Here is a 25051-nt window from a genome sequence, read left to right as displayed (position 1 = left end):
CAATCATGAATGTAGCTCTCGCAAAGACAACAACGGGCGCGGTGCTGGACGGCACATTCGCCGCTGCGCGCGGCCGGCTGCCGGGCGTCGGCACGGTGGCGGAAACGCGCCAGCAGGCGTTCGACGATTTCGCGCGTACCGGTCTGCCGACCCGGCGCATCGAAGAATGGAAATATACCGACCTGCGCAACCTGCTGCGCGATGTGGCGCCGCTTGCGCCGGCGCCTGATCAGGCCGCGCTGGCCCAGGCCGCGAAGCTCGTCGAAACGCTCGGTACGGGTGATACGCAGAAGCTGGTCATCGTTGACGGCGTCTTCGCGGCAGGCCTTTCCGATCTGACATCGGGCGGCGGCGTGACCGTGCATGCGCTCAGCGCCATGCTCGATGACGCGACCAGTGCGACGCGGGCCGACTTGCTGCGCTCGCGTATTGTCGATCCGATGATCGCATTGAATGCCGCCTTTGCGACCGATGGCATGCTGATCGATATCGCCGACGATGCCGTTCCGGCCCGGCCGCTGCATATCGTGCATGTCGCGACACGCCCGAGCGTGGCCGCATTCACGCGGTCGCTGGTGCGTATCGGCAATCGCGCGCGTGTGACGCTGGTCGAAAGCTTCGTCGCGACAGAATCCGCGAAGGCGTATCAGGCCCATGATGCTGTCGTGATCTGGATCGGCGACGATTCCGATCTGCAGCATGTGCGCGTGATGGAAGACGCCGGCGATGCAGCGAATATCGCAACGGCCATCGTCACAGTCGGTGCGCGCACCAAGTTCAACACCTTCAGCCTGACCACTGGCGGTGGCGTCAGCCGCTATCAGAGCTTTATCACGCTGGCTGGTGTGGATTCGGAGCTGTCGACCAACAGCGTTCATCTGCTGCGCGACAAGCAGCATGGCGACTGTACCTTCGTGATCGAGCATGCGGCGCCGAATTGCCTCAGCCGTGAGCTGTTCCGCGCCGTGCTCGACGATCGCGCGCATTCGGTGTTCCAGGGTCGCATCAACGTCCATCAGATCGCGCAGAAGACCGACGGCAAGATGATGTCACGGGCGCTGCTGCTGTCCGACGAGGCCGAGATCGACAACAAGCCCGAGCTCGAGATCTTCGCTGACGACGTGCAGTGCGGCCACGGCGCGACCATTGGCGCGCTGGATGACAGCTTGCTGTTCTATCTGCGGGCTCGCGGCCTGCCGGAGAAGGCGGCGCAGGCGCTGCTGATCCAGGCATTCGTGGGTGAAGCGCTGGAGTCGATCGTGAATGACGATCTGCGCGACGTCGCGATATCGGCCGCAGAGCGTTGGCTGGAGTCGCGCGCATGACATTGCATCCCGCGGTCTCGAACGGGTCATATGACGTCGCTCGCGTCCGCGAGGATTTTCCTGCGCTCGAGATGAAGGTCTATGGCAAGCCGCTGGTCTATCTCGACAACGCGGCATCGGCGCAGAAGCCCTATGCTGTGCTCGACCGCATGACCGAGGCCTACAAGTCCGAATATGCCAATGTGCATCGCGGACTGCATTACCTCGCCAATGCCGCGACCGAGGCCTATGAGGGCGCGCGCATCAAGGTGCAGCACTTCCTCAATGCCAAGCGCCCCGAGGAAATCATCTTCACCCGCAATGCCACCGATGCGCTCAATGCCGTCGCGGCATCGTGGGGCGGCGAGAACATCAAGCCGGGCGATGAGATCGTGCTCTCGATCATGGAGCACCATTCCAACATCGTACCGTGGCACTTCCTGCGGGAACGTCAGGGCGCCGTCATCAAATGGGCGCCGGTCGATGACGAAGGCAACTTCCTGATCGACGAGTTCGAGAAGCTGCTGACCGATCGTACCAAGATCGTCGCTATCACCCAGATGTCCAATGCGCTGGGCACGCTGGTTCCGGTCAAGGACGTGGTGAAGCTCGCGCATGCGCGCGGCATTCCCGTCGTGGTGGATGGCAGCCAGGCTGCCGTGCACATGCCGATCGATGTGCAGGACATCGACGCCGACTTTTATATCTTCACCGGCCACAAGCTGTACGGACCGACCGGCATCGGCGTGCTGTATGGCAAATATGACCGCCTGGTCGCGATGCGGCCCTATGCCGGCGGCGGCGAGATGATCCGCGAAGTGGCGAAGGAGTGGGTCACCTATGGTGATCCGCCGCACAAGTTTGAGGCTGGTACGCCCGCCATCGTCGAAGCCATCGGCCTCGGCGCTGCCATCGATTACGTCAATTCGATCGGCAAGGAGCGGATTGCCGCCCATGAGCACGACCTCCTGGCCTATGCACAGGACCGGCTGCGCGAGATCAATTCGCTGCGTATTATCGGAACTGCCAAGAACAAGGGCCCGGTGATTTCGTTCGAACTGAAGGGCGCTCACGCTCATGACGTGGCGACCGTGATCGACCGGCAGGGCGTCGCGGTCCGCGCGGGAACCCACTGCGTGATGCCGCTTCTGGAGCGATTCAATGTGACGGCCACGTGCCGTGCATCATTCGGAATGTATAATACCCGCGAGGAGGTAGACCACCTCGCACAGGCGCTGATCAAGGCACGGGAGTTGTTTGCATGAGTGACATTGCAGAAGCCAAGACGCCGGACGCCACCCCCGAGGCTGAGAAGCCCGCTCACATGCAGACCACCTCGGCGCTCGATCCCGCCGAAACCGAACGCCTGGGCACCGAGATCGTCGCTGCACTGAAGACTGTGTTCGACCCGGAAATCCCCGCGGATATCTACGAACTCGGCCTGATCTACAAGGTCGACATCAAGGACGATCGCTCTGTCCAGGTGGAGATGACGCTGACGACGCCGAATTGTCCGGCGGCCGAAGAGCTTCCGACCATGGTGGAGAACGCCGTGGCCAGCGTGCCCGGAGTCGGTCTGGTCAAGGTCGAGATCGTCTGGGAGCCGACCTGGACGCCGGACCGGATGACCGACGAGGCCCGTCTCGTTCTGAATATGTGGTGAGTTGCGTCCGGTTTGCTGAATACGCCCAAGTCGCTTGAATTCCTATGGCGGCCTTGAACCGCCGAAGGGACTGAACACATGACTGAGATGACACCGAACCCAACCATACCGGCTGCCAAGCCGAAGCCGCGACCCCGTCCGCAGGTGATGCGCCTGACGGATGCTGCCGCAACGCGGATCCGGGAGCTGACGGAGCGTGCGGATTCCGAGATCATCGGCCTGCGCGTCGGCATCAAGAACGGTGGCTGCGCCGGCCAGTCCTACACCGTCGAATATGCCCACGACATCAAGCCGACCGACGAAATCGTCGAGGACAAGGGCGTCAAGATCCTGGTCGATCCTAAGGCCGTGTTGTTCCTGCTCGGCACCGAGATGGACTACAAGACTGACCGCATGCAGGCCCAGTTTGTGTTCAACAACCCGAACCAGATCTCGGCCTGTGGCTGCGGCGAGTCCGTGCAACTGACGCCGGCGAAGATCGACGGCTGAGACTGTCATTTCATAAGTAGAACGCTGTCATGCCCGGGCAAAGCGCGAAGCGCGGCTTCGCTAGATGTCCCGGGCATCCATTTTTCTGGGCTTCGGTGAAAGCGAAGGAGGCTGGATGGCCGGGTCAAGCCCGGCCATGACGTAGGGAGACGACGCGGACGGACCGCTTCCGCAATCGCGCGTCGCATCCTACACTTCCCCAATGGACCGCGATTTCCTCAGTGAACTTTTCGCCGGCTTTGGCCCGGTAACGATCCGCCGGATGTTTTCCGGCTTTGGCATTTCCGCCGATGGCATCAACTTCGCGCTGGTGCTGCGCGGCGCGGTCTATCTGCGTGCCGATGAAATCTCGATCCCGCGTTTCGAGAGTGAGGGCTCGCAGTGTTTTCAGTATGAGATGCGCGGCAAGCTGCGGATGATCGGATCCTATTGGCAGCTGCCGGAACGGCTCTATGACGATCCCGATGAAGTCACCGAATGGGCGAGGGTCGCGCATGCCGCAGCGATCCGTGCATCGCTGGCAAAAGCAAGCAAGAAGCGGGCAACGAAGAAAGCGAAGGTCGTGAAGAAGACCGCGGCGAAAAAGAAGGCCACCAAGAAGGCTGCAGTTAAGACGGTCGCCAGCAAGAAAGCCAGTAAAGCCGCAAAGAAGCGTAAATCCTCATCCTGAGGAGCCGTGCGCTTGCGCGGCGTCTCCTTGCGAATGGTGAAGCCAAGTGTGGGGCGTCATGCCACCTGAAACTGCAGCTCCGCAGAATATTCCGGATCGACTTCGCAGATCACGCGGTTGCGGCCGCTGCGCTTCGCGGCATAGAGACAGGCGTCGGCACGGCCGATGATCGATTCCATATCGTCGCCGATCTGCAGCATCGAGACGCCGACGGAAATCGTGACGCGTCCCAGGATCTCGCCAGTCGATTTTTTCTTCAGCTCCTTTGACATCACGGCGCGGCGGATGTGATCGGCAACGGTGAGCGCCTGACGCAACGGCGTGTTCGGTAGCACCACGGCGAATTCCTCGCCGCCATAGCGCGCGGTGATATCCTGGCCCTTGATGGTCTGCTTTAATGACTGGCCGACAAGACGCAGCACCTGGTCGCCGGTGAGATGGCCATAATTGTCGTTGAAGGACTTAAAGTGATCGATGTCGAGCATCAGGAGCGACAACGGTTCGCCGCGCTTCACCGCGGTATCGATTGCCGCCATCAGCGCACGGTCGAAATATTTGCGGTTACCGAGTGCGGTGAGGGGATCGGTCAGGCTCTCGGCGCGGATCGCCTCGAGGCTCTGTTGCAGCGTGTAGACCTCGCTCTTCGAGGACAGTAGCCGCTCTTCCAGCGCCTTGTTCGTGTCGTGCACTTCACGGGTAGATTTGACGAGACTCTCGATCACGGCTTTCACCGCAGCAGAATCGTGCGCCCGCGACAAATCCTTGCTGGCACCATCCAGACTGGCATTGAAGTTCGTCGTCATGCCCAGAGCGTCGGTGATGAGCGCCATCACGTCGTCGATCTCGCCGATAACGCGGGCGCCGACCTGATCGATGCGATCGGTGGTGCGAATTTGTGAGAGATAAGTGTCGTGGATCAGGTCGAGATCGGCTTCGGTCAGCCGGCCATTGCGTGCCAGCGTCTCATTGATGACTTTGTTGAGCGCCGAATTGTAGCCAGTCGCGTAGACGTACCAGATCTCATAATTGCGCGGAATCGCCGTCTGGCGGAGCGAGCGAATTTGGCCCAGCGCGACTTCGGCAAAGGCCAAAGTCCGCTCTTGTTCGTCCAGGATGCCGGTCACGTTCTGTGCCCTCGTGGACAGCGTGTATACGCGGTCCTCTGAAATGCAAATTCGTTAAAAATATCGCATTCAGATTAGGGGACGAGAGTGAACGGCAAGTAAACGTTCCTGGCGCGATACTACCTATGCGCGTGCCCGGATCGGACGCAACAGAAAGGCCGGCAGGTGCGAATGATCCGCCGGTTCGTTGTCTTCGCGGCGCGAACGTGGCGCTTCGGCGCGGCCGATGGAGGGGGGACGCTGCGCCTGCGGGGCTGCCGCTGCCACGACCGGTGCTGCCAAAGCGGCTTCCGCGGGTTGCGCCTGCGGGCTGCGCTCGCCGCCTTCCGAACGACCACCTTCACGGCGCGGGCCACGCTCACGGCGCGGTTTGCGATCCCGTCCGCCTTCGCGGGGCTGATCGTTGCGGCCGCCGCGCGGCTGTTCGGCATTGGCTTCGCGATTGCCGGTGCGGTTGCGCGACTGGCGCGACGCCTCAGCGGTTTCGCCTTCGACAGGCTCGGAGATCGCTATGGAGGTTTCGACCTTGGGGATCGACTGGCCGATCAGTTTTTCGATCGCCAGCATGGACTTCTGGTCGGATGGGCACACCAGCGAGATCGCGGAGCCGGTGCGGCCGGCGCGGCCGGTACGGCCGATGCGGTGCACGTAGTCGTCGGAATGATGCGGGACGTCGAAATTATAGACATGGCTGACGGCGGGAATATCGAGGCCACGGGCGGCGACGTCGGAAGCCACCAGGATCGGCAGCTCGCCCTTGCGGAACTGGTCCAGCGCGGCCGTGCGGGCCGACTGCTCCATGTCGCCATGCAGGGCGCCGACACTGAAGCCGTGCTTCTGAAGCGACTTGGCGAGCAACGCGACTTCACGCTTGCGGTTGCAGAAGATGATCGCGTTCTTGAGGTCGGTGGCTTCGCGGAGAAGGGCCCGGAGCACTTCGCGCTTCTCGTGAGGCTCGCGACCGACGGCCACTTGCGACTGGGTCACGGTGACGGCGGTGGAGGCGGGCTTGGAGACTTCGATCTTCACCGGATTATGCAGGAAGGTCTCGGTGACGCGGCGGATTTCGGCGGGCATGGTCGCCGTAAAAAAGAGAGTCTGACGGGTGAACGGCACCAGCTTGCAGATGCGTTCGATGTCGGGGATGAAGCCCATGTCCAGCATGCGGTCGGCTTCGTCGATGACCAGCAATTCGACGCCGGTGAGAAGCAGTCCGCCGCGCTCGGTATGGTCGAGCAGGCGCCCCGGCGTGGCGATCAAGACGTCAACGCCGCGGGTGAGTTTGCTGTCCTGATCACCGAACGAGACTCCGCCGATCAGCAGCGCCACGTTGAGCTTCTGGCCGACGCCGTATTTGTCGAACTGCTCTTTGACCTGTGCGGCGAGTTCGCGGGTCGGTTCGAGAATGAGCGTGCGGGGCATGCGGGCGCGGGCTCGGCCCTTTTCCAGCATGGTCATCATCGGGAGAACGAAGGCAGCGGTCTTGCCGGTGCCGGTCTGGGCGATGCCGAGCACGTCTTTGCGCGCCAGCACATGAGGAATCGCTTGTTCCTGAATGGGGGTTGGGGTGGTGTAACCGGTAGCCGCAACGGCGGCGAGAACCTTGTCGGACAAGCCGAGATTGGAGAAGGACATTGAGCCTCTGTATGGGGGCATGATCTGATCCGGTATCCGGATGATCACCGTTCGGAATCACGCCTCAGGTCGAAACCGCCGCTTGGATTCTCGGGAAATACTGCAACGCTTATCCCCGGAGCGGCACGCAAACATGCACGGAGACGCTGGGCGCTGACAGGCGGCTTACTCAAGATATCGCGTTTCGATACCGGGCCGCGTCGAGCCGGAACATAGGCTGGAATCGGCCAAAGTCAATCCGCCACACCCTGGAACATCCCAAAAAGCTTAATGTTTTAGCGGAAAAGGGCCAAAACCGGGATATTGGCGGGGGCTTGGGGCCCCGCCGGACGGCCGCTACGCGACGTCGCGTGTGACGTCGATGCAGCGCTGACCGTTAGTCGACCGGCCTGCGTTCGCGGCCGGGTGGACCGGCAATGGCGATGAGCGCGCCGCTCAGTAACAGCGCGGTCGAGATCACCATGAACATCGCGATCGGACCGTGGCTGCCGAGCAGCGGCAGCAGCGCGATCGGTACCAGCGCCGATACGACGCGGCCGAGGCCCCATGCGCCAGCGGTGGCCGAGGCGCGCAGATGCGTCGGCAGCAGCTCGACAGCGTAGAGGCTAAGCACGGCGCTGTAGACGGCACTGGCGAGGTTGAACACGATGCCGGTGACGATGAGCGGCGTTAGCACCGTGCTGACAGCGAAAGTCAGCCCAGTTGCGATCATCGCCACGGCACAGGCGACCAGAGCGAGGCGCCGCGGGATACGATCGACGAAGGCCGATGCCGCCGCGATGCCGATCGATGGACCGAACATCGTAAGTCCCGCGAACAGCAGGGACTCGCTGACATGAAATCCCTTCTGCACCATCACCGCGGCGCTGAGCAGCGGGAAGCCAATGGTGGCCCAGGGTCCGAGTACATAGAGCGCGGCAAGGAGCGCTGTGCGCCGCAGGCTGATCCGATCGCGGGCGAGCGCTCGGAAGCCGCTGGATCTGGTCGCAATAGTTTCGGGAGCGGAGATCGCCGGCGGTGATGGCTGACGCGCGGATGCCTCGAAGCGGCGGCAGGCGGCATCAGCCTCGGCGTCGCGTCCGACCGATGCGAGCCAGCGCGGCGATTCCGGCACCAGGAAGAACAGCAGGGCTGCCAGGGTCGAGCACGCGCTGCCGAAGATCAAGGCCCAGCGCCAGCCCTCGATGCCCCATGGCGCGATGGGCGTCAGCCAGCGGATCATCAGGATGATTGCCGGTGCGCCGAGAAAGGCGAGCGCGCCGCACAGCATCATCAAAAGGCCGCGGCGCCGGGGCGGCAGCAGGTCTGACAGATAGGCCGATGTCAAAGGCGGATAGCCGCCGATGGCGAGGCCGGAGATGAAGCGGAAGGCCGTCATGGTTGCCACATCGCGACTGGCGGCGACGGCGAGCGAGCTCAGCGCCAGGACGGCAAGCGCGCTCTGCAGCGCGATCTGGCGGCCATAGCGATCCGCAATCCAGCCGAACACAGGTGCACCAACGGCGCCGCCGGCAAAGACCGATGCCAACAACAGCGAGAGCTCGCCGCGCGAGATGCTGTAGGGCGGCGCGAGGAAGATGCCGGAAAAGGCATTGCTGAGCGCCACTTCGGCGATGTCTGCGAACAGGCCGAAGGCACAGAGCGCGAAGATGCCGAGGTGAAGCGGCGTGACTGGCAGCCCGTCCAGGCGTGCCGCAATAGTTGGCACGGCTGCGCCCGCTAGCGCCCCGTGCGTCCGCACCTGGTCGTTCATCTGACGCCCCGCATCTCATAGCGGCAACGCAATGCGCGTCCTCCGCTGCCCGCGCGGACCATATGTCGATGGAGCTGGATGAGTCGAGAGGAGGGTATGTGGCGGCGAACCGCAGCGTCTCAAATCTGCGTCGGCGTTGCCGCGCAGCCATACAGGATCATCTCGCAGGTCTGGCGATAGCGCGCCGAGAAGTCATTCGCTGCGATCGGAGGGAGTGCCTGATTGACAGCCCGTCCGCCGTCGGCCAGCGCCTGTGCGATCTGCGCGGCCGTAAAACGGCCGGTCAGGATCAGCAGCTTGCTGTAGTGGAAATCGATAATCAGCTTTTCCAGCTCGGCCTGGAAGGCGATTGCGGACTCGATCATGAGATCGCGGCAGCGCCGAAAGGCTTCCGCATTGAGCTCGACGGTATGCGGTGAGAACGTCAGCATCCGACGGGTTTCGCCGTATCTCAGGTCGATGATCGTCGCAAAGATGTCGAGTGCGCTGCCGCCACTTTCCCGGATCTTCTGGCCGGCCTCGAGTGCCTGCGCTATCGCGACTTCATTGCGATGGCCGATCGAGGCACGAAATGCCTCTTCCTTGTTGCTGAAATAGTAATAGAGCGCGCGCTGCGTGAAGCCGCACTCTCTCGCGAGACCGACCATCGACAGGCCGGCATAGCCGTGGTCGAGAAATGCCTTGTTGACCCGAAGCAGCAACTCGTGCCCGGGCGTAATCATCTTCTTTGCCATTGGTCGTCAGGTATCCAGTCGTAGCGGGCTTCGGGCGGGTGATTAAAACTGCCTGAAATCTTACAGTCTAAAAAATCCCATCCCCAGATCGCCAGCTACGGAGGAACGCAAAGTTCCTGAGGCGCGTTTCCTGACATTGGTTGCCTGTAGCAGGAGCCGGTTTTAGCAATTGCTCCCCGGATTGGCTCCGGACCTGATGAATTGTCACATAGCACATGTCGGGGCAATCATGTCGATGATTGGCCGCGTACCCCTTATCCACAGGACTTCGCGACCTGTGGTACCTCATCACCCCTGATCGAGAGCGCACGCCGAGCCGTCCGGAAGTCGACTTATTCCGGCGCGCGCGAGAGGGATACCGCAGGCTGACTATTTGCCGTAAGTGCCCAGCTGCATCCCGAGATTCTGCATCACGAAAGCATTCATGCGCAGATGCACCTCGCTGCCGCTCTGTAGACGGGCATCGACCTCATAGGTCGCCGGATCGACCTGGCGGATCCGGATGATCTGGTTGATATCCAGCACTTCCGGGGTGGTCTGTGCAGGCTTGGCGGCCACCGGGGCGCGCTTCGGTTTGGCGGCGGCAGCCGGCGGTTTCGCCGCGGTAGCGGGGGCCGCATCCTGCGCGAGTGCCATGGTGGGAAGCAGCAGGGCGGCTGCGAGGACGAGTGATTTCACGAGGATCTCCTGACTCTGATTGGGGCTCGGGCTAGCGGAGATTAAGGCGGAAAATGTGGCAGCGGGGCTGCAATCGGCGGGCAGATGATCTGCCTGAGCAGGCAGGACAAAATGGGTGGTAACGGCTAGACCTCGGTTTGAACCGGCCGCAGTTCTGCCTCGACCAAGGCAGACAATGACGCGGTCGAGCCACCACACGGATACATGTGCTGGCGGGGCGGGGATAGAACAATGCGACGGCTTTTGATTCTGCTGGCAGCGCTGGCAGCGGCGGCACTTTCGACAGCGCCGGCTTTTGCTGCAAAACGCGTGGCGCTGGTCATCGGCAATAACGACTATCGCAATGTGCCGAAACTGCAGAAGGCCGTGAATGACGCCCGCAGCATAGGGGGCGCGCTGAAGAATCTGGGCTTCAGCGTCATGGTCGCCGAGAACCAGACCCGACAAGCCTTCAGTCAGTCGTTGCTCGCGTTCGATTCGACGATTGAAAAAGGCGACACGGCCTTTTTCTTTTTTGCAGGGCACGGCTTCGAGATCGCCGGCCAGAACTTCCTGCTGCCCACGGATGTCCCTGCCGCCACGGAAGGGCAGGAAGAGCTGGTGCGCGACTCAGCGATTCTCGCCGACCGGATTGTAACGCGGCTGCAGATGCGCGGCGCGCGGACGTCGATTCTGGTGTTCGACGCCTGTCGCAACAATCCGTTCGAGCGCGCTGGCACCCGCGCTGTGGCCGGCAGCGGTGGCCTCGCTCCGATGACGACGCTCCCGGAAGGCGTGTTTTCGATCTTCTCGGCCGGGCCGCGGCAGACCGCGCTGGATCGTTTGTCGAACAACGACACCGATCCGAATTCGGTTTTCACGCGCGCCTTCATCAAGGAGCTGCAGGAGCCATCGCTGAACCTCGTGCAGGTCGCGCAGCGCACCCGGCGGACCGTCAGCGAGATGGCAGAGACCGTGAAGCACCGTCAGGTGCCGGTGTATTTCGACCAGATGGTCGATGACGTCTTTCTCAATGGTGTGGCGCTTAAGCAGGCCGATGCGCGGCCGCCCGAACCGCTGCAGCAGGTCGCTGCGCTGCCCCCTGTCAACGTTCCGCAACTGCCGCCGGCCAACGATGCGGTGAACGCACCGATCGCCAGCTTCTCGCGCCACAATGGCGGCTGGACCGTGATGTTCTCGATCGCCGATCCGACGCTGGGTATCTCCTGGCGGATGGGCGAGGGAGGTAATTTCCGCGAGACCGGCTTCATGGACACGCTCGATCCGCGCACGCGCAAGCGAATGCCGAATCCGGCGATCCAGCTCGACGCCGATGCAGCGGCGACGACGATCTATCTGCGTTACGTCGACGCGAACGGCGAGATGCAGGGCCCGTTTCCGATCCGCTTCGATCCCGAGGCGGCGCTGGTTCGCGACCAGCGCAAGGTCCTCGATATGACCGCCGGAAGCTGGCTTGCCTTCGGTGGCTACAACACGCCCCTGATGTATTATACGCATCTGATGTCGTATCGCTGTGCCATTCGCGAGGCCCGCGTCGGGATCGATAGCGCCGTGCCGGACAAGCTGCTGAAATTCCCGCCCTGCGACCTGCGCGACCCCATAGCGACGCCGTCGGATGCCGAGACCTACATCAAAATCCCGGCCTCGACGAAGTTCGTGTCGGTCGAATTGACGTTCCGGGACGGCAGCATCTCCGAAACCAAGAGCTTCCGACGTTCGGGAAATCGATGAGCATGATCGACACCGCCCCGCGAACCGCGGCATTTCGACTATCGCAAGCTCGCATTCCTTGATCAAGAAATTCGACTCGCCGGAGGAATAGCGAATGGCTGCAGGCGCGAACGAGAACTCGCTGACCGCGCGCTGCTGCATCGTTGGCGGTGGCCCTGCCGGAATGATGCTCGGCTATCTGCTCGGCCGCGCCGGCGTCGATACGATCGTTATCGAGAAACACGCCGACTTCTTCCGCGATTTCCGCGGTGACACCGTGCATCCATCGACGCTGCAGGTGATGGACGAGCTTGGCCTGATCGACGACTTCCTGAAGATCAAGCACGATCGTATCCAGAAGATGGATGGCTTCTTCGGAACGCATAAGCTGCGCATCGCGGATATCAGCCGCACCAGCGCGAAGTATCCGTTTATCGCCTTCATGCCGCAGTGGGATTTCCTCAATTTCCTGCGCGACAAAGCGCAGCGCTATCCGCATCTCAAGGTGATGATGAACACCGAGGCGACCGATCTCATCTGGTCGGGCGAGCAAGTGGTCGGCGTCAAGGCCATCACGCAGCAGGGGCCGGTCGAGATCCATGCCGATCTGACAGTGGCCTGCGATGGCCGGCATTCGATCGTGCGGCCGGCGGCGAAGCTGGAGGTCGAAGACATCGGTGCGCCCATGGACATCTTGTGGTTTCGCGTTGCCAAGGGCGCGGAGACCGAGAGCGTGTTCGCGCGGCTCGAGCCCGGCAAGATGATGGTGACCATCGATCGCGGGGACTACTGGCAATGCGCTTATGTGATCGCCAAGGGGCACTATGAGGAGATCAAGGTGCGTGGCCTTGAGGCTTTCCGTGCCGAAACGTCACGTCTGGCGCCGATCCTGAGCGCGCATATCGAAGAGCTGAAGAGCTGGGACGACGTCAAACTACTGACCGTCGCGATCAATCGGCTCAAGCGCTGGACCCGGCCGGGGCTGTTGTGCATCGGCGACGCCGCGCATGCGATGTCCCCGGTTGGCGGCGTCGGTGTGAATATCGCGGTGCAGGACGCCGTCGCGACCGCTAACCTGCTGGCGGCGAAGCTGGCGAAGGGACCGGTGACCGAGGACGACCTCGGCGCGGTGCGTCGCCGCCGCGAATTCCCGATGCGCGCGACACAGGGCATGCAGGTCGTGATGCAAAACAACATCATCAGCCGCGCACTGGCCAAGGGCGGCGAGCCGCTGACGCCGCCGCTGATCATGCGCCTCGTCAGCGCGTTTCCGCCGCTGCAGGGATTAACCGCGCGTTTCCTGGCCATTGGCGTACGACCCGAGCACGTGCAGTCGCCGGAAGCCTAAGACAGATTATCCCTGCACCGAGAAGCCGCCGTCCACGGGGATTGCCGTACCGGTGACGAAGTCCGAGGCGCGCGACGACAGGAACACGGCAATGCCCGCGAAATCTCCCGACGCGCCCCAGCGGCCGGCGGGCGTTCGTGCCAGTACTTTGTCATGCAGGCCGTCGATTTCACGGCGCGCATTCTGTGTCAGTTCGGTATCGATCCAGCCCGGCAGAACGGCGTTGCACTGAATATTGTGAGGCGCCCAAGCGACGGCGCAGGAGCGGGTGAACTGGACGATGCCGCCTTTGCTGGCTGCATAGGCTGGCGCGAAAGACGCGCCGAAGATCGACAGCATCGAGCCGATATTGATGATCTTGCCGCCGCCCGCGACCTTCATCGCGGGATGCGCCGCCTGCGAACAGACGAAGGCGCTGGTGAGATTGGTCTTGATCACGCTGTCCCATTCGTCGAGTGCGATCTCGTGCGGCGGCTTGCGGATGTTGATGCCGGCATTGTTGATGAGGATATCGATGCGGCCCAGTTCTTTCAGCACGCGTGCGATCATTCCATCGACAGCGGTCTTGTCGGTCACATCGGCCGCAATGGCGACCGCCCTGGCGCCGCTCTCAGTCAATTCCGCGACGGCATCCTTGGATTTCGTCTGGTTGCGTCCCACCACCGCGATGGCGGCGCCGGCCTGCGCCAGACCCCGCGCCATGCCGAGCCCGATGCCGCCATTGCCGCCAGTGACGATGGCCACTTTGCCGGAGAGATCGAACAGTCCTGCAGTCATGGTGTTGTCCTCATTGCATCAGCCTTGAATTGAAAAGCCGCCATCGACCGTGAGCGCGGCACCGTTGACGAAGTCGGAAGCCCCGCTGGCCAAGAACACGGCCGCGCCCGCAAGATCATCAGGCCTACCCCAGCGCTGCGCCGGTACACGCCCGAGAATGCGATCGTGCAGTTCGGGTCGGATGTCCTTGGCGCGCTTGGTCAGGTCGGTGTCGATCCAGCCGGGCAGAATGGCGTTGGACTGGATGTTGTCCGCAGCCCAGGCAGTCGCCAGCGCGCGGGTGAATTGCAGGATGCCGCCTTTGCTTGAGGCGTAGTTCGCCGCGCCGCCGGCGCCGAGCGTGGCCAACACCGAGGCGATATTGATGATCTTGCCGCGGCCTGCGGCTTTCATCGTCGGGTAGACAGCCTGCGCGCAGATGAAAGGCGCGGTCATGTTGACGTCGATGACCTTCTGCCAGTCGGCCAGCGCCATTTCTTCGATTGGCGCGGAGATGCTGATGCCGGCATTGTTGACGAGGATGTCAATGTGGCCGAACGCGTTCAACGTTGCGGACACCATCTGCGCGATCGAGTTCGGGTCGGTAACATCGGTCGTCAATGCGAGTACCGGATGTCCGGACGTCTCCAGTTCGGCTTTTGCCGAAGCGGCATTATCGCTGTTGCGATCGGCGATCACGAGGGTCGCACCGGCATTCGCCAGCCCGCGCGCCATGCCGAGGCCAATTCCGGTGTTGCCGCCGGTGACGATGGCGACCCTGCCGGTGAGATCGAAGAGATTACTGGTCAAAGATTGTCCGCCCCGCATGATTGTTCCTGACGCGTTCTACGGCGCGTCTGGGACGGATCATCGCAAGACTGGCGGGAAGATGGAAGGGGGCGTCAGCGCCGCACGAGCGCCAGTCCCATCAGTCCGACGCCAAGCGCGGCGAGAGCCGCGCCGTAATAGGCCCACTGCATCTGGCTGATCATGAAACTGGACTTTGGCCAGTTCACGAGCCCGGCGCCCTGGCCGATCCAGAGGATGCCGATCAGGAAAGCGAGAATGCCGAGAGTGAGCAATGGTGCGCGCATGGGATAGATACGATGAACGGAGCCAAAGGTTTCAAGCGCCAGCTGTGGCGGTGACGAACCAACTGTTTGGTTCATCACCGCAGTTTCATTTCGGCAGGGCGATTAGAAGCGCTCGCCAACCATTTCCTCACTCTTGGCCCATAGCGCCTTGGCGCGTTCGGCATCGAGCGCGTAAGCGCGCACGCCTTCGCTGGCCGGATTGATCAGCCCGTCGACGATCTCCGAGACGTGACAGTTCTCGCAATAGCGGCCGCCGATCTCGTCCGCGCTGGCGACCACGCCGGCCCACACCGAAGTTGCAGCGCCTTGCGGAATGGTCTTCCATTGAAACAGCGGTTTACCCTCGGCCGCGAGCTCGGCATTGATGCCGTCGAGCATGGCATGGATCGTTGCTTCGCCGATATGGCGGCCGAGTTCTGTCTTGATGCCGCCGGGATGCAGCGCGGTGGCGCGCACGCCGCGCGCCCGATGCCGCCGGTCGAACTCGACGGCGAACAGGATGTTGGCGGTCTTCGAGCGGCCATAGCCGATGACCGGCTCATAGGACCCCTTGGTGAAATTGGGATCTTCGAGATCCACGTCGGCGAAGCGATGGCCGGACGAGGCGACGTTGACCAGCCGCGCGGTAGGCGACAGCAGTGACGCGATACGGTTGACCAATACGAAGTGACCGAGATGGTTCGTGCCGAACTGGGTCTCGAAGCCGTCTACAGTGAGGCCGAACGGCGGCGCCATCACACCGGCATTGGCGATCACCAGGTCGAATGGGCGGCCCGCCGCGACCAGCGCATCGGCGCAGGCGCGGACACTGGCCAGCGAGCCGAGATCGAGTGCAATCAGTTCGAGGCCACCGCCGCCAGTGGCATCGGCGCGCACTTGCGCGGTCGCCGCTTCCGCCTTGGCGAGGTCACGGGCGGCACCGACCACCTGCGCGCCCCGGGCGGCCAAGCTGCGCGCCGTCTCGACGCCGAGCCCGGCTGAGACGCCGGTGACCAGAATGCGCTTGCTGCGGAGGTCGACGCCAGCGAGCACGTCGTGGGTGGTGGAAGTGGCACTGAAAGGTCCTGCCATGATAGCTCCTTGCGTTTGGCACGACGCGCCTCCGAGCTGATCGAGCTTTGTCGAACGGCGCTTTGAGGGTATAAATGGAGGCCGTCTCCGTTTAAATACGGAGGCATCCTCCGTTTATCAAGAGGTGACCCGTAAAATGGCACAGGAGGCCAAGCCGAAGGCCGTTCGCGGACCACGGATCGATGCGCAGCGCAATCGTCAGCGGCTGTTGGAAACGGCAAAGGCGACATTTGCCGAAAAGGGCGAGGCGGCCGGTCTTGAGGAGATCGCGCGGCTCGCGGGCGTCGGAATCGGGACGCTATATCGCCACTTCCCCACCCGCGACGCATTGGTCGAGGCGGTCTATCGCAACGAGACACAGCAGCTTGCCGAGGCCGCTGCGGAACTTGCGACCACACATGCCCCGGTGGAGGCCTTGCGCACCTGGATGCGAATCTTCGTCGATCACATTGCGACGAAGCAACTGATGGCGGGTGTGCTGGGTTCGATTGTTAGCGACTGTTCGGACCTCTATGCCGATGCTGGCACGCAGATCAAAACTGCGATGGCAATGCTGGTCGACCGCGCCGTTGCCAATGGTGACATCCGCCTCGATCTCGATCCGCTCGACATGTTGCGCGCACTGGCCGGCGTGGCCAGTGTCAGCGCAGGTCCGAATTGGGAAGCCAGCGCCAAGCGGCTCGTCGATATCCTGATCGCCGGCGTTCGCACGCCGGGCGGCGAGGGGCAATGACTAAATAGGGAATAAAAGATTGCTCCCGGCACGCGCCCGATGATTTCTGAAGCGTGAGCGCGTCCGAGAAACGAGCTTTTAAACGTCCAGCAATTCCTCGTTGGCGAATTCCGCCTTGTCCGAGATGAACGCAAAGCGCGCTTCGGCCTTGGTGCCCATCAGGCGCTCAACGGAGTCAGCAGTGCCGTCGCGGTCTTCCGGCAGCAGCTGCACGCGCAGCAAGGTGCGGCGCGCCGGGTCCATGGTGGTTTCCTTCAGCTGCGCCGGCATCATTTCGCCGAGGCCTTTGAAGCGACCGACATCGACCTTGGCATTGGCGTTGAATTCGCTCTTCAGCAACGCGTCCTTGTGCGCATCGTCGCGCGCATAGACCGTCTTGCTGCCATGGGTCAGGCGGTAGAGTGGGGGGACTGCGAGATAGAGATGCCCTTCATCGATCATCTTTGGCATCTGCCGGTAGAAGAAGGTGATCAGCAATGATGCGATGTGGGCGCCGTCGACATCGGCGTCGGTCATGATGATGATGCGCGAATAGCGCAGGTCTTCTTCGCGGTAATGCGCGCCGGTGCCGGCGCCGATCGCCTGCATGAGGTCTGATATCTGCGCGTTGGCCGTCAGCTTTTCCTTGGTCGCCGAGGCGACGTTGAGGATCTTGCCGCGCAGCGGCAGGATGGCCTGGGTCTTGCGATCGCGCGCCTGCTTGGCGCTGCCGCCTGCCGAATCGCCCTCGACGATGAACAGTTCGGAGCCTTCGGTCGCGGTATTGGTGCAGTCGGCCAGCTTGCCGGGCAGGCGCAGCTTCTTCACCGCGGTCTTGCGCGAAGTCTCCTTTTCGGCGCGGCGGCGCAGACGCTCGTCGGCGCGCTCGAGCACGAATTCGAGCAGCTTGTTGGCCTGGACGGGATTGCCGGACAGCCAGTGGTCGAACGGATCCTTGATGGCCTGTTCGACGATCTTTTGGGCTTCGGCGGTCGCGAGACGATCCTTGGTCTGGCCCTGGAATTCCGGCTCGCGCACGAATACCGAGAGCATCACGGCGGCGCCGACCATCACGTCTTCCGAAGTGATGGTGCCAGAGCGCTTGCCCTGGCCGACGCGTTCGGCGTGGTCCTTCAATCCGCGCAGCATGGCGCTGCGCATGCCGGCTTCATGGGTGCCGCCGTCTGGCGTCGGCACGGTGTTGGTATAGGACGACATGAAACCGTCGGCATCCGCGGTCCAGGCGACAGCCCATTCGCAGGCGCCATGGGCGCCATTGCGGCCGGATTTGCCGGAGAAGATCTCCGGATGCACCAGCGTATCGGCATGGATCGCCGCGGCGAGATAGTCCTTGAGGCCGCCGGGAAAGTGGAATTCGTCCTCGGCCGGAGTATCCTCAAGGCCCTTGAGCAGTTCCGGATCGCACTTCCAGCGGATCTTCACGCCGCCAAACAGATAGGCCTTGGAGCGCGCCATCTTGAACAGACGCTGCGGCTTGAAGGCTGCCTTGGCGCCGAAGATGTCGGTATCCGGCTTGAAGCGCACGCGGGTGCCGCGGCGGTTATGAACCTTGCCGAGATCCTCAAGCTTGCCTTGGGGAATGCCGCGGGCGAACGTCATCTTGTAGAGCTGTTGGTTACGCGCGACCTCGACCTCGAGCAGCGAGGAGAGGGCGTTGACCACGGAGACACCGACACCGTGCAGACCGCCCGAAGTCTCGTAGACCTTGGAGTCGAATTTGCCGCCGGCATGCAGCGTGCACATGATGACTTCGAGGGCGGATTTCTTCGGATGTTTCGGATGCGGATCGACCGGGATGCCGCGGCCGTTGTCCGACACCGACAGGAAGCCGTCGGCGGTGAGTTCCACCTCGATGAAGGTCGCATGGCCAGCCAGCGCCTCGTCCATCGAGTTGTCGATCACTTCGGCGAACAGGTGATGCAGCGCCTTTTCATCGGTGCCACCGATATACATGCCCGGACGACGCCGGACCGGCTCGAGGCCTTCGAGGACCTCGATGTCCGCGGCCGTATAGCCGTCTTCGGCATTGGCGGAGCGGGTGGACGCCTTCGGTGCCGCAGCCGGTTTTGGCGCGCTGGCGCCACCAAAAAGATCAGCTTTCGCGTTTGATTTCTGTGCCTTGGCCATATGTCTTAAAGTTTTGTCTCGGTTGGCGCCGCGCGAGGCGCGGCGAATCGTTGCTGTGACTATGCCACGTTCAGGTTGGCAATGTGGCTGCGACCTCGGGGCTCATGCGGCCGTGCCAGAGCGCTCGGTGCGTAGCACAATCACAACGAATAGGGCCATGGCCGCGAGCATGATCAGTGAACCGATGATCGGAATGGCCATATAGGCGTGGTTGGCGAGCAGGGTGATGCCGATGCCGACAGGGAACATGATGCCGCCGACGATGTGCATCGTGCCCTGGACCTTGGCCAGTAGCGAGCGTCCGGCCAGGGGAATCAGGCGGTAATACAACCCGAACAGGAACAGCAGCACGCCGCCGACGAGGTTGAGATGCGCATGCGCGGGGCTCAGCAGGAAGTCCTGGCGTATGCCCATCGCGATGCCGGCGACCATGCCGATCAGCAATACCAGCGCACTCACGCACATCATCAGCGATCCGATCATCTTCAGTCCTTTGCGTTCTTGATTTTTGACAGCCGGGCGGTCAGCCCAACGGCGGTACAGAGTTGCCATTGGGTAAGCCGGTCTCTGACCTTGGACGCAGAGGCCTGGAAAAGGTTCAAATTTACCGGTGGGCACCCGCACCGCGGCTATCGGCCCTCAGATGTTGTGACTTGATGTGATCGGCGCCGCCGGATTACCTGTCGCGGGCGTTTGAAGGTTAAAGCGGTTCGCGGCCAATCCGGCCGGGCCAGAGCCGTAAAGGGACACTCTCCATATGGAAGGCTGGATGCACGGGCTGATCGAATTCGTGCGCCAGAACCAGGTCTGGGCGGCGCCGATCGTCCTGCTACTGGCCTTCGGGGAATCGCTCGCTTTCATCTCCCTGCTGCTGCCGGCCTGGGGCGCGCTGGTGGCCATCGGCGCACTTGTCGGCGCGAGCGGGATCAGCTTCTGGCCGGTGTTGATTGCCGGCGCTCTCGGCGCGGCGCTCGGCGACTGGCTCTCCTATTGGTTCGGCTTCAAGTACAAGGACCAGGTCGCCCAGATATGGCCGCTGTCCAAATTCCCTGAGTTGCTTCCGCGCGGCGAAGCCTTCGTCCAGAAATGGGGCGTGCCCAGCATTTATATTGGCCGCTTCTTCGGCCCATTGCGGGCCTCGGTGCCGCTGGCTGCCGGCATTTTCGAAATGCCGTATTGGCGTTTCCAAGTTGCCAACTTCACCTCGGCCTTTATCTGGGCGGGCGTCCTGCTGCTGTTCGGCGACGGCCTGTCCGTCGCTATCGAATGGCTCTGGAAGCTGAAGTAGTCCGGCGGGGAATAACCGCCGTGTCCGGGTGTTGAACGGGCTGACATGTCGCGGTGTCTGCATGCCGCGACAACTCGCAGAAGTCATCGAACGCTGGTAGATGGTTCCGCCAGCCCCGCCTCTCACTGCTTCACCCAGGAGAACATCATGGACCTGTCACGTCGTCACGCCCTTGCCGGAGCCGCCGCGCTCGCCGTATCTCCATTGCTCACCGCAGGCTCTGCCAAAGCCTCTGCTCCGCCGGCCGACAAGCAGGCGCCGAGCTTCTATCGCTACAAGGTCGGCGATGCGCAGGTGAACGCGATCTCCGACGGCGCCAACACCTTTCCGCTGGCCGACACCTTCGTGCTCAACGCCAAGAAGGATGAGGTCAACGCCGCGCTCGACAAGGCCTTCCTGCCGAAGGACAAGATGACCATTCACTTTGCGCCGCTGGTCATCAACACTGGCGGCAAGCTGGTGGTGATCGATACGGGCAACGGCCCCGGAGCCCTCGCGGCGACCAAGGGCAATGTCGGCCAGTTCGCCAACAACATGGCCGCCGCTGGTATCGACGCCAAGAACGTCGACATGGTCGTGATCTCGCATTTCCACGGCGATCACGTGAACGGGCTTCTGGCCGCCGATGGCACGCCGGCTTTTCCGAATGCCGAAGTCCTCGTCCCGGCCGCGGAGTGGAAGTACTGGAACGACGATGGCGAGATGGCCAAGGCCGCCAATGACCGCATGAAGGGTCTGTTCGCCAGCAACCGCAAGCTCTTCAACGATGGGCTGAAGAAGAAGGTCACGCCCTATGAATGGGGCAAGGACGTCGCGCCAGGCCTGCTCGCCGTGGAGTCGGTCGGCCATACGCCTGGCCACACCTCGTTCGTGCTGTCGTCCGGCAGCGACAAGCTGTTCATTCAGTCCGACGTCACCAACCATCCGTCGCTGTTCGTCACCAATCCCGGCTGGCATCTGATGTTCGACCAGGACCCGGCGCAGGCGGAAACCACGCGCCGCAAGGTCTATGACATGCTGGTGGCCGAGAAGATGCGTGTGCAGGGCTTCCACTATCCATTCCCGGCCAACGGTTTCGTCGAGAAGGATGGCAACGGTTATCGGCTGGTGCCGGCCCCATGGAGCCCGGTGATCTAAACGAAGCCTGGCAAATTTCCCGGCCTGCGCTGCAGTGCAGGCCGGCTGGCCTCGTAAACACCCATCGCCTCCGTCGGTGCGTCGTGCCAGTCTCTGCGCCGGAGTCGCGCCAACAGCGACCATGCAAAGCAAGGGGAGAAGACTTCATGGATCTGTCACGACGACACGCACTGGCGGGTGCCGCCGCGCTCGCAGCGACGCCACTGCTTTCATCGGCCCCGGCAAAGGCATCCGCACCGCCGGCCGACAAGCAGGCGCCGAGTTTCTATCGCTACAAGGTCGGCGATATCCAGGTGAACGCCATTTCCGATGGTGCGGCGACGTTTCCGCTGGCCGATACCTATATTTCCAACGCCAAACGCGATGATATCAATGCAGTGCTCGCCAGGGCATTTCTGCCGAAAGATCAGATCACCAACTTCTATGCGCCGTTGGTGATCAACACCGGCGGCAAGCTGGTGGTGATCGACACCGGCAACGGGCCCGGCGCCTTTGCGGCAACCAAGGGCAATGTCGGGCAGTTCACCACCAACATGATGGCGGCGGGGATCGATCCAAAGATGATCGACATGGTCGTGATCTCGCACTTCCATGGCGATCATGTGAACGGCCTGCTGACGGCGGACGGCGTGCTGGCGTTTCCCAATGCCGAAGTGCTGGTGCCGGCAGTAGAGTGGAAGTTCTGGATGGACGACGGCGAGATGAGCCTTGCCACCGGCGATCGCATGACCGGTCTGTTCAAGAACAATCGGCGGGTGTTCGAGGCCGGGTTGAAGAAGAAGGTTACGCCCTATGAATGGGGCAAGGACGTCGCGCCCGGGCTGCTGGCTGTCGCCTCGATTGGGCACACGCCGGGCCACACGTCCTATGTGCTGTCGTCCGGATCGGACAAGGTCTTCATCCAGTCGGACGTCACCAACCTTCCGGCGCTATTCGCCGCCAATCCCGGCTGGCACGTGAATTTCGACCAGGATCCGGTGCAGGCCGAAACCACCCGCCGCAAGGTCTATGACATGCTGGTCGCCGACAGGATGCGGGTGCAAGGCTTCCACTATCCGTTCCCGGCCAACGGTTTCGTCGAGAAGGATGGCAACGGCTACCGCGTCGTGCCGGCACCGTGGAGCCCAGTTCTCTGAGGTCTGCGCTCTGGTGATCTTGACGGATCGCGGGCGCGGCCCTATGACCGCGCCCATGATCAACCTTGCGACCAGCATAATCGCCCGCCGCCGCCGCATTCTTGCGGCAGGTGGAGATATGCGCGCATAAGCGTTTCGATCTCTCACTGCCGCCGGATATGGTCCGCGGCAGTCTTTCTCCCAAACAGCAGCGCGACCCATCCGGCGGCCTTCACTCAGGAAGGAGCCCGTCATGTATACGCCGCCCAAATTTCAGACCGACCGGACCGACGCACTTGCGTTTGCGGACGCGCGCGGCTTCGGCACGGTCTGCGCCTTCGATGGCAGGAAGCCGATCGCCTCCGCGGTGCCTTTCTGCCTCGACTACGGCAATGACGGCACGCCGCGTCTGGCCTTTCACCTTGCGCGACAAAATCCGCTGCTCAAGCTTGCAGACGGCGTGACGCCATGGGCCATGGCCATCCTGGGCGCTGATGCCTATGTGTCGGCCGACTGGTACGTATCGCCCGATCAGGTGCCGACCTGGCTCTATCAGGCGGTCCATCTCACCGGACCGGTGCGCATCCTGTCGGGTGGTGAACTGGGCCCGCATCTTGACGCGCTGAGCGCAAGGTTCGAAACACGGCTGGCGCCGAAGAAGCCTTGGACCTCCGATAAGATGGCGGCGGGGCGGCTTGAGGCGATGAAGAAGGCGATCGTCGGTGTGGTGATGACAGTGGACGAGGTGGAGGGTAGCTCCAAGCTCAACCAGCACAAGTCAGATGCCGATCATCTGGCTGTCATGAGCGCACTGGCGCTGCGGCCGGAGCCTGCCGCGTTCGAGATTTCAAATGCGATGCGCAAATTGCGGCCGCATTTGTTTGCGGAAGAGACGACACAATTGACTGCTATGGCTGAGGCCGAAGGATTTATGGGATGAGCACGAAGAAGAAAATCGGCATTCTCGGTGCGTCCGGCTACACCGGAGCCGAACTGGTGCGGCTGCTGCTGCGCCATCCCAAGGTCGAGCTCGTGCTGTTGACGGCCGACCGGCGCGCCGGGCAGGCGATGGGCGATGTGTTCCCGCAATTCGCACCCTATGAACTGCCGACGCTCGTAAGCATCGACTCCGTCGGCTGGACGACCATTGGCCTCGATCTGGTGTTCTGCGCGCTGCCGCATGCGACCACGCAGAAGGTGCTGCAGGATTTGCTGGCCAAGGCGCCGGAGACGAAGGTGGTGGATCTGTCGGCCGACTTCCGGCTCGAGGACGCAGCCGCCTATGCGAAGTGGTATGGCCACGAACATCATGCGCTGGAGCTGCAGAAGGAAGCCGTCTACGGCCTCGTCGAGCTCTATCGGCGCGACATCAAGAAGGCGCGGCTCATCGCCAATCCCGGCTGCTACACCTCATGCGCGATCCTGCCTTTGGTGCCGCTGTTGAAGGCGCGCGCCATCGAGACCGATGAGATCGTGATCGATGCCAAGTCCGGCATGACGGGCGCAGGGCGTTCGGCCAAGGAAGAGATGCTGTTCTCCGAAGTGTCCGAAGGCTTCAACGCCTATGGTGTCGGCCATCACCGGCACATGGCGGAGCTCGATCAGGAGTTCTCCAAGGCTGCCGGCAAGGAGGTTGTTGTCAGCTTCACGCCGCATCTCTTGCCGCAGAACCGCGGCATTCTCTCGACCATTTATGTGCGTGGCCGGCGGGGCAAGACGGCGCAGGATCTCCACGAGGTGCTGGTGAAGCAGTATGAGAAAGAGCCGTTCGTGCACATCCTGCCATTCGGCAAGACGCCGCATTCGCGGCATGTGCGCGGCTCCAACATGACCTTCATCGGCGTTGCCGCTGACCGTATCCCGGGCCGTGCGATCATCGTCTCGACCTTGGACAACCTCACCAAGGGCGCATCGGGGCAGGCGGTGCAGAACATGAATCTGGTGCTTGGCTTTGCCGAGACGCTGGGCATCGATCAGCCCGCGATGTTCCCGTAGAGAGCGCGCATACACCTTGGCCCGCATTGCAGGCCGGGTGACGACAGCGAGAGACAACAGAAAAGGCCCGAATTTGCGTTCGGGCCTTTTTTCTATGCTCTTGTCACTTAGCCGCTCCCGGCTTCGGTGCGCGCTCCTTGAACAGTTCACTCAGTGTCTGCGCCGCCTCAATGGCGCGCGGGAAACCGGCATGGACGGTCGTCAGATAGACGATCTCCTTCAGCTCTTCCTCTTTCACGCCGGCGTTGAGCGCGTAGTTCGCATGGATCTTCATGAACGGCCGATGCCCCAGCGCCGCGAAAGCGGCGACGGCTGCTAGCTGTCGCGTGCGCGCGTCGAGAACCGGCCGGGCCCAGACGTCGCCGAGTGCGTAGCCCGTGATCGCATCGGCGAGAAATGGAAATTCGGCGCGCAGGTCTTCGAGGGGCGGCTGGCTGCTGCCGGCATTGAGTGATCGAACAACCTCGTCGCCGCGTCGCAGGCGTTCTTCCGTCGTCTCCGCGCGAAGGCTTGCCGTGGATGCCAGCACGCAGAAAGCCGCAACGAAAGCGGTCGTTCGATATGACATGATCGCTTCTCCCTGTTTTTCTCGCCGCGTGAATGTTGCGACAGCGGACAAGCATTGGG

Annotated in this window: 25 protein-coding genes; 13 read left to right on the top strand and 12 right to left on the bottom strand. The window is 62.5% G+C overall.

Features of this window, described 5'->3' with window-relative positions:
* Positions 1–5 precede the first annotated feature (5 nt).
* From sufD to AB8B02_RS11445, 5 genes are all read left to right on the top strand, one after another.
* A complete protein-coding gene (gene sufD / locus AB8B02_RS11465; RefSeq protein WP_439063958.1) occupies positions 6–1325 on the top strand; it encodes a Fe-S cluster assembly protein SufD in 1320 nt (439 codons plus the stop codon).
* On the top strand, positions 1322–2569 hold the full coding sequence (locus AB8B02_RS11460) for a cysteine desulfurase (protein WP_093758422.1): 1248 nt from the start codon (positions 1322–1324) through the stop codon (positions 2567–2569). The genes sufD and AB8B02_RS11460 overlap by 4 nt, the downstream gene beginning before the upstream one ends.
* Positions 2566–2967: an SUF system Fe-S cluster assembly protein gene (locus AB8B02_RS11455; protein WP_170849663.1), complete on the top strand. Its 402-nt coding sequence runs from the start codon at positions 2566–2568 to the stop codon at positions 2965–2967. The genes AB8B02_RS11460 and AB8B02_RS11455 overlap by 4 nt, the downstream gene beginning before the upstream one ends.
* 78 nt (positions 2968–3045) lie before the next feature.
* Positions 3046–3456, top strand: a complete 411-nt coding sequence (locus AB8B02_RS11450; RefSeq protein WP_175368910.1) for a HesB/IscA family protein — start codon at positions 3046–3048, stop codon at positions 3454–3456.
* Between the two features lie 202 nt (positions 3457–3658).
* Complete coding sequence (locus AB8B02_RS11445; RefSeq protein ID WP_175368911.1) at positions 3659–4126, top strand: TfoX/Sxy family protein; 468 nt, start codon at positions 3659–3661, stop codon at positions 4124–4126.
* 56 nt (positions 4127–4182) lie between these two features.
* Here AB8B02_RS11445 and AB8B02_RS11440 read toward each other — a convergent pair whose 3' ends face one another.
* The 5 genes from AB8B02_RS11440 to AB8B02_RS11420 form a co-directional block, all read right to left on the bottom strand.
* The gene (locus AB8B02_RS11440) at positions 4183–5250 is read right to left on the bottom strand and encodes a diguanylate cyclase (RefSeq protein ID WP_120289426.1); all 1068 of its coding nucleotides are present in this window, start codon (positions 5248–5250) and stop codon (positions 4183–4185) included.
* Between the two features lie 123 nt (positions 5251–5373).
* Entirely contained in the window at positions 5374–6885 is a 1512-nt protein-coding gene (locus tag AB8B02_RS11435) for a DEAD/DEAH box helicase (protein WP_175368912.1), read from the bottom strand.
* Positions 6886–7261: 376 nt separating this feature from the next.
* On the bottom strand, positions 7262–8638 hold the full coding sequence (locus AB8B02_RS11430) for an MFS transporter (protein WP_439063957.1): 1377 nt from the start codon (positions 8636–8638) through the stop codon (positions 7262–7264).
* Between the two features lie 119 nt (positions 8639–8757).
* A complete protein-coding gene (locus tag AB8B02_RS11425) occupies positions 8758–9372 on the bottom strand; it encodes a TetR/AcrR family transcriptional regulator (protein ID WP_089264150.1) in 615 nt (204 codons plus the stop codon).
* Between the two features lie 369 nt (positions 9373–9741).
* Positions 9742–10050, bottom strand: coding sequence for a hypothetical protein (locus AB8B02_RS11420; RefSeq protein ID WP_439063956.1), 309 nt, complete (start codon positions 10048–10050; stop codon positions 9742–9744).
* A 231-nt stretch (positions 10051–10281) separates the two neighbouring features.
* On the opposite strand from AB8B02_RS11420, the gene AB8B02_RS11415 reads away from it, so the two are divergent.
* Positions 10282–11781 (top strand): caspase family protein, encoded by a 1500-nt coding sequence (locus AB8B02_RS11415; RefSeq protein WP_439063955.1) that lies wholly within the window; start codon positions 10282–10284, stop codon positions 11779–11781.
* 94 nt (positions 11782–11875) lie between these two features.
* Positions 11876–13108 (top strand): FAD-dependent oxidoreductase, encoded by a 1233-nt coding sequence (locus AB8B02_RS11410; RefSeq protein WP_089264153.1) that lies wholly within the window; start codon positions 11876–11878, stop codon positions 13106–13108.
* Between the two features lie 6 nt (positions 13109–13114).
* Here the strand turns inward: AB8B02_RS11410 and AB8B02_RS11405 are convergent, their stop codons facing one another.
* The 4 genes from AB8B02_RS11405 to AB8B02_RS11390 all read right to left on the bottom strand — a co-directional run bounded on the left by AB8B02_RS11405 (position 13115) and on the right by AB8B02_RS11390 (position 16029).
* Positions 13115–13885 (bottom strand): SDR family NAD(P)-dependent oxidoreductase, encoded by a 771-nt coding sequence (locus tag AB8B02_RS11405; RefSeq protein ID WP_093758431.1) that lies wholly within the window; start codon positions 13883–13885, stop codon positions 13115–13117.
* Between the two features lie 18 nt (positions 13886–13903).
* Positions 13904–14674: an SDR family NAD(P)-dependent oxidoreductase gene (locus tag AB8B02_RS11400; protein ID WP_439063954.1), complete on the bottom strand. Its 771-nt coding sequence runs from the start codon at positions 14672–14674 to the stop codon at positions 13904–13906.
* A gap of 92 nt (positions 14675–14766) precedes the next feature.
* Entirely contained in the window at positions 14767–15033 is a 267-nt protein-coding gene (locus AB8B02_RS11395; protein ID WP_439063953.1) for a hypothetical protein, read from the bottom strand.
* A 27-nt stretch (positions 15034–15060) separates the two neighbouring features.
* A complete protein-coding gene (locus AB8B02_RS11390) occupies positions 15061–16029 on the bottom strand; it encodes an SDR family NAD(P)-dependent oxidoreductase (RefSeq protein ID WP_439063952.1) in 969 nt (322 codons plus the stop codon).
* 136 nt (positions 16030–16165) lie between these two features.
* On the opposite strand from AB8B02_RS11390, the gene AB8B02_RS11385 reads away from it, so the two are divergent.
* Complete coding sequence (locus AB8B02_RS11385; protein WP_439063951.1) at positions 16166–16762, top strand: TetR/AcrR family transcriptional regulator; 597 nt, start codon at positions 16166–16168, stop codon at positions 16760–16762.
* A 78-nt stretch (positions 16763–16840) separates the two neighbouring features.
* Here AB8B02_RS11385 and parE read toward each other — a convergent pair whose 3' ends face one another.
* Positions 16841–18889, bottom strand: a complete 2049-nt coding sequence (gene parE / locus AB8B02_RS11380) for a DNA topoisomerase IV subunit B (protein ID WP_439063950.1) — start codon at positions 18887–18889, stop codon at positions 16841–16843.
* A gap of 102 nt (positions 18890–18991) precedes the next feature.
* Positions 18992–19372, bottom strand: a complete 381-nt coding sequence (locus AB8B02_RS11375; protein WP_089264159.1) for a hypothetical protein — start codon at positions 19370–19372, stop codon at positions 18992–18994.
* Positions 19373–19646: 274 nt separating this feature from the next.
* On the opposite strand from AB8B02_RS11375, the gene AB8B02_RS11370 reads away from it, so the two are divergent.
* The 5 genes from AB8B02_RS11370 to argC all read left to right on the top strand — a co-directional run bounded on the left by AB8B02_RS11370 (position 19647) and on the right by argC (position 24424).
* Complete coding sequence (locus tag AB8B02_RS11370; protein WP_089264160.1) at positions 19647–20177, top strand: DedA family protein; 531 nt, start codon at positions 19647–19649, stop codon at positions 20175–20177.
* Between the two features lie 147 nt (positions 20178–20324).
* A complete protein-coding gene (locus AB8B02_RS11365) occupies positions 20325–21314 on the top strand; it encodes an MBL fold metallo-hydrolase (protein WP_089264161.1) in 990 nt (329 codons plus the stop codon).
* Positions 21315–21460: 146 nt separating this feature from the next.
* Positions 21461–22450 carry an MBL fold metallo-hydrolase gene (locus AB8B02_RS11360; RefSeq protein WP_439063949.1) on the top strand — a complete coding sequence of 330 codons (990 nt, stop codon included), beginning with the start codon at positions 21461–21463 and terminating at the stop codon, positions 22448–22450.
* A 232-nt stretch (positions 22451–22682) separates the two neighbouring features.
* Positions 22683–23369 carry an FMN-binding negative transcriptional regulator gene (locus AB8B02_RS11355; RefSeq protein WP_089264163.1) on the top strand — a complete coding sequence of 229 codons (687 nt, stop codon included), beginning with the start codon at positions 22683–22685 and terminating at the stop codon, positions 23367–23369.
* Positions 23366–24424 carry an N-acetyl-gamma-glutamyl-phosphate reductase gene (gene argC, locus AB8B02_RS11350; RefSeq protein ID WP_439063948.1) on the top strand — a complete coding sequence of 353 codons (1059 nt, stop codon included), beginning with the start codon at positions 23366–23368 and terminating at the stop codon, positions 24422–24424. The genes AB8B02_RS11355 and argC overlap by 4 nt, the downstream gene beginning before the upstream one ends.
* 103 nt (positions 24425–24527) lie before the next feature.
* Here the strand turns inward: argC and AB8B02_RS11345 are convergent, their stop codons facing one another.
* Entirely contained in the window at positions 24528–24992 is a 465-nt protein-coding gene (locus tag AB8B02_RS11345; protein ID WP_439063947.1) for a carboxymuconolactone decarboxylase family protein, read from the bottom strand.
* Positions 24993–25051 lie beyond the last annotated feature (59 nt).

Origin of the sequence: Tardiphaga sp. 862_B3_N4_1 (assembly GCF_051811085.1) — a bacterium.
Classification (GTDB): Bacteria; Pseudomonadota; Alphaproteobacteria; order Rhizobiales; family Xanthobacteraceae; genus Tardiphaga; species Tardiphaga robiniae.
Note: the sequence above shows the minus strand (reverse complement) of the source record. Positions and strands in the feature narration are given on the sequence as shown.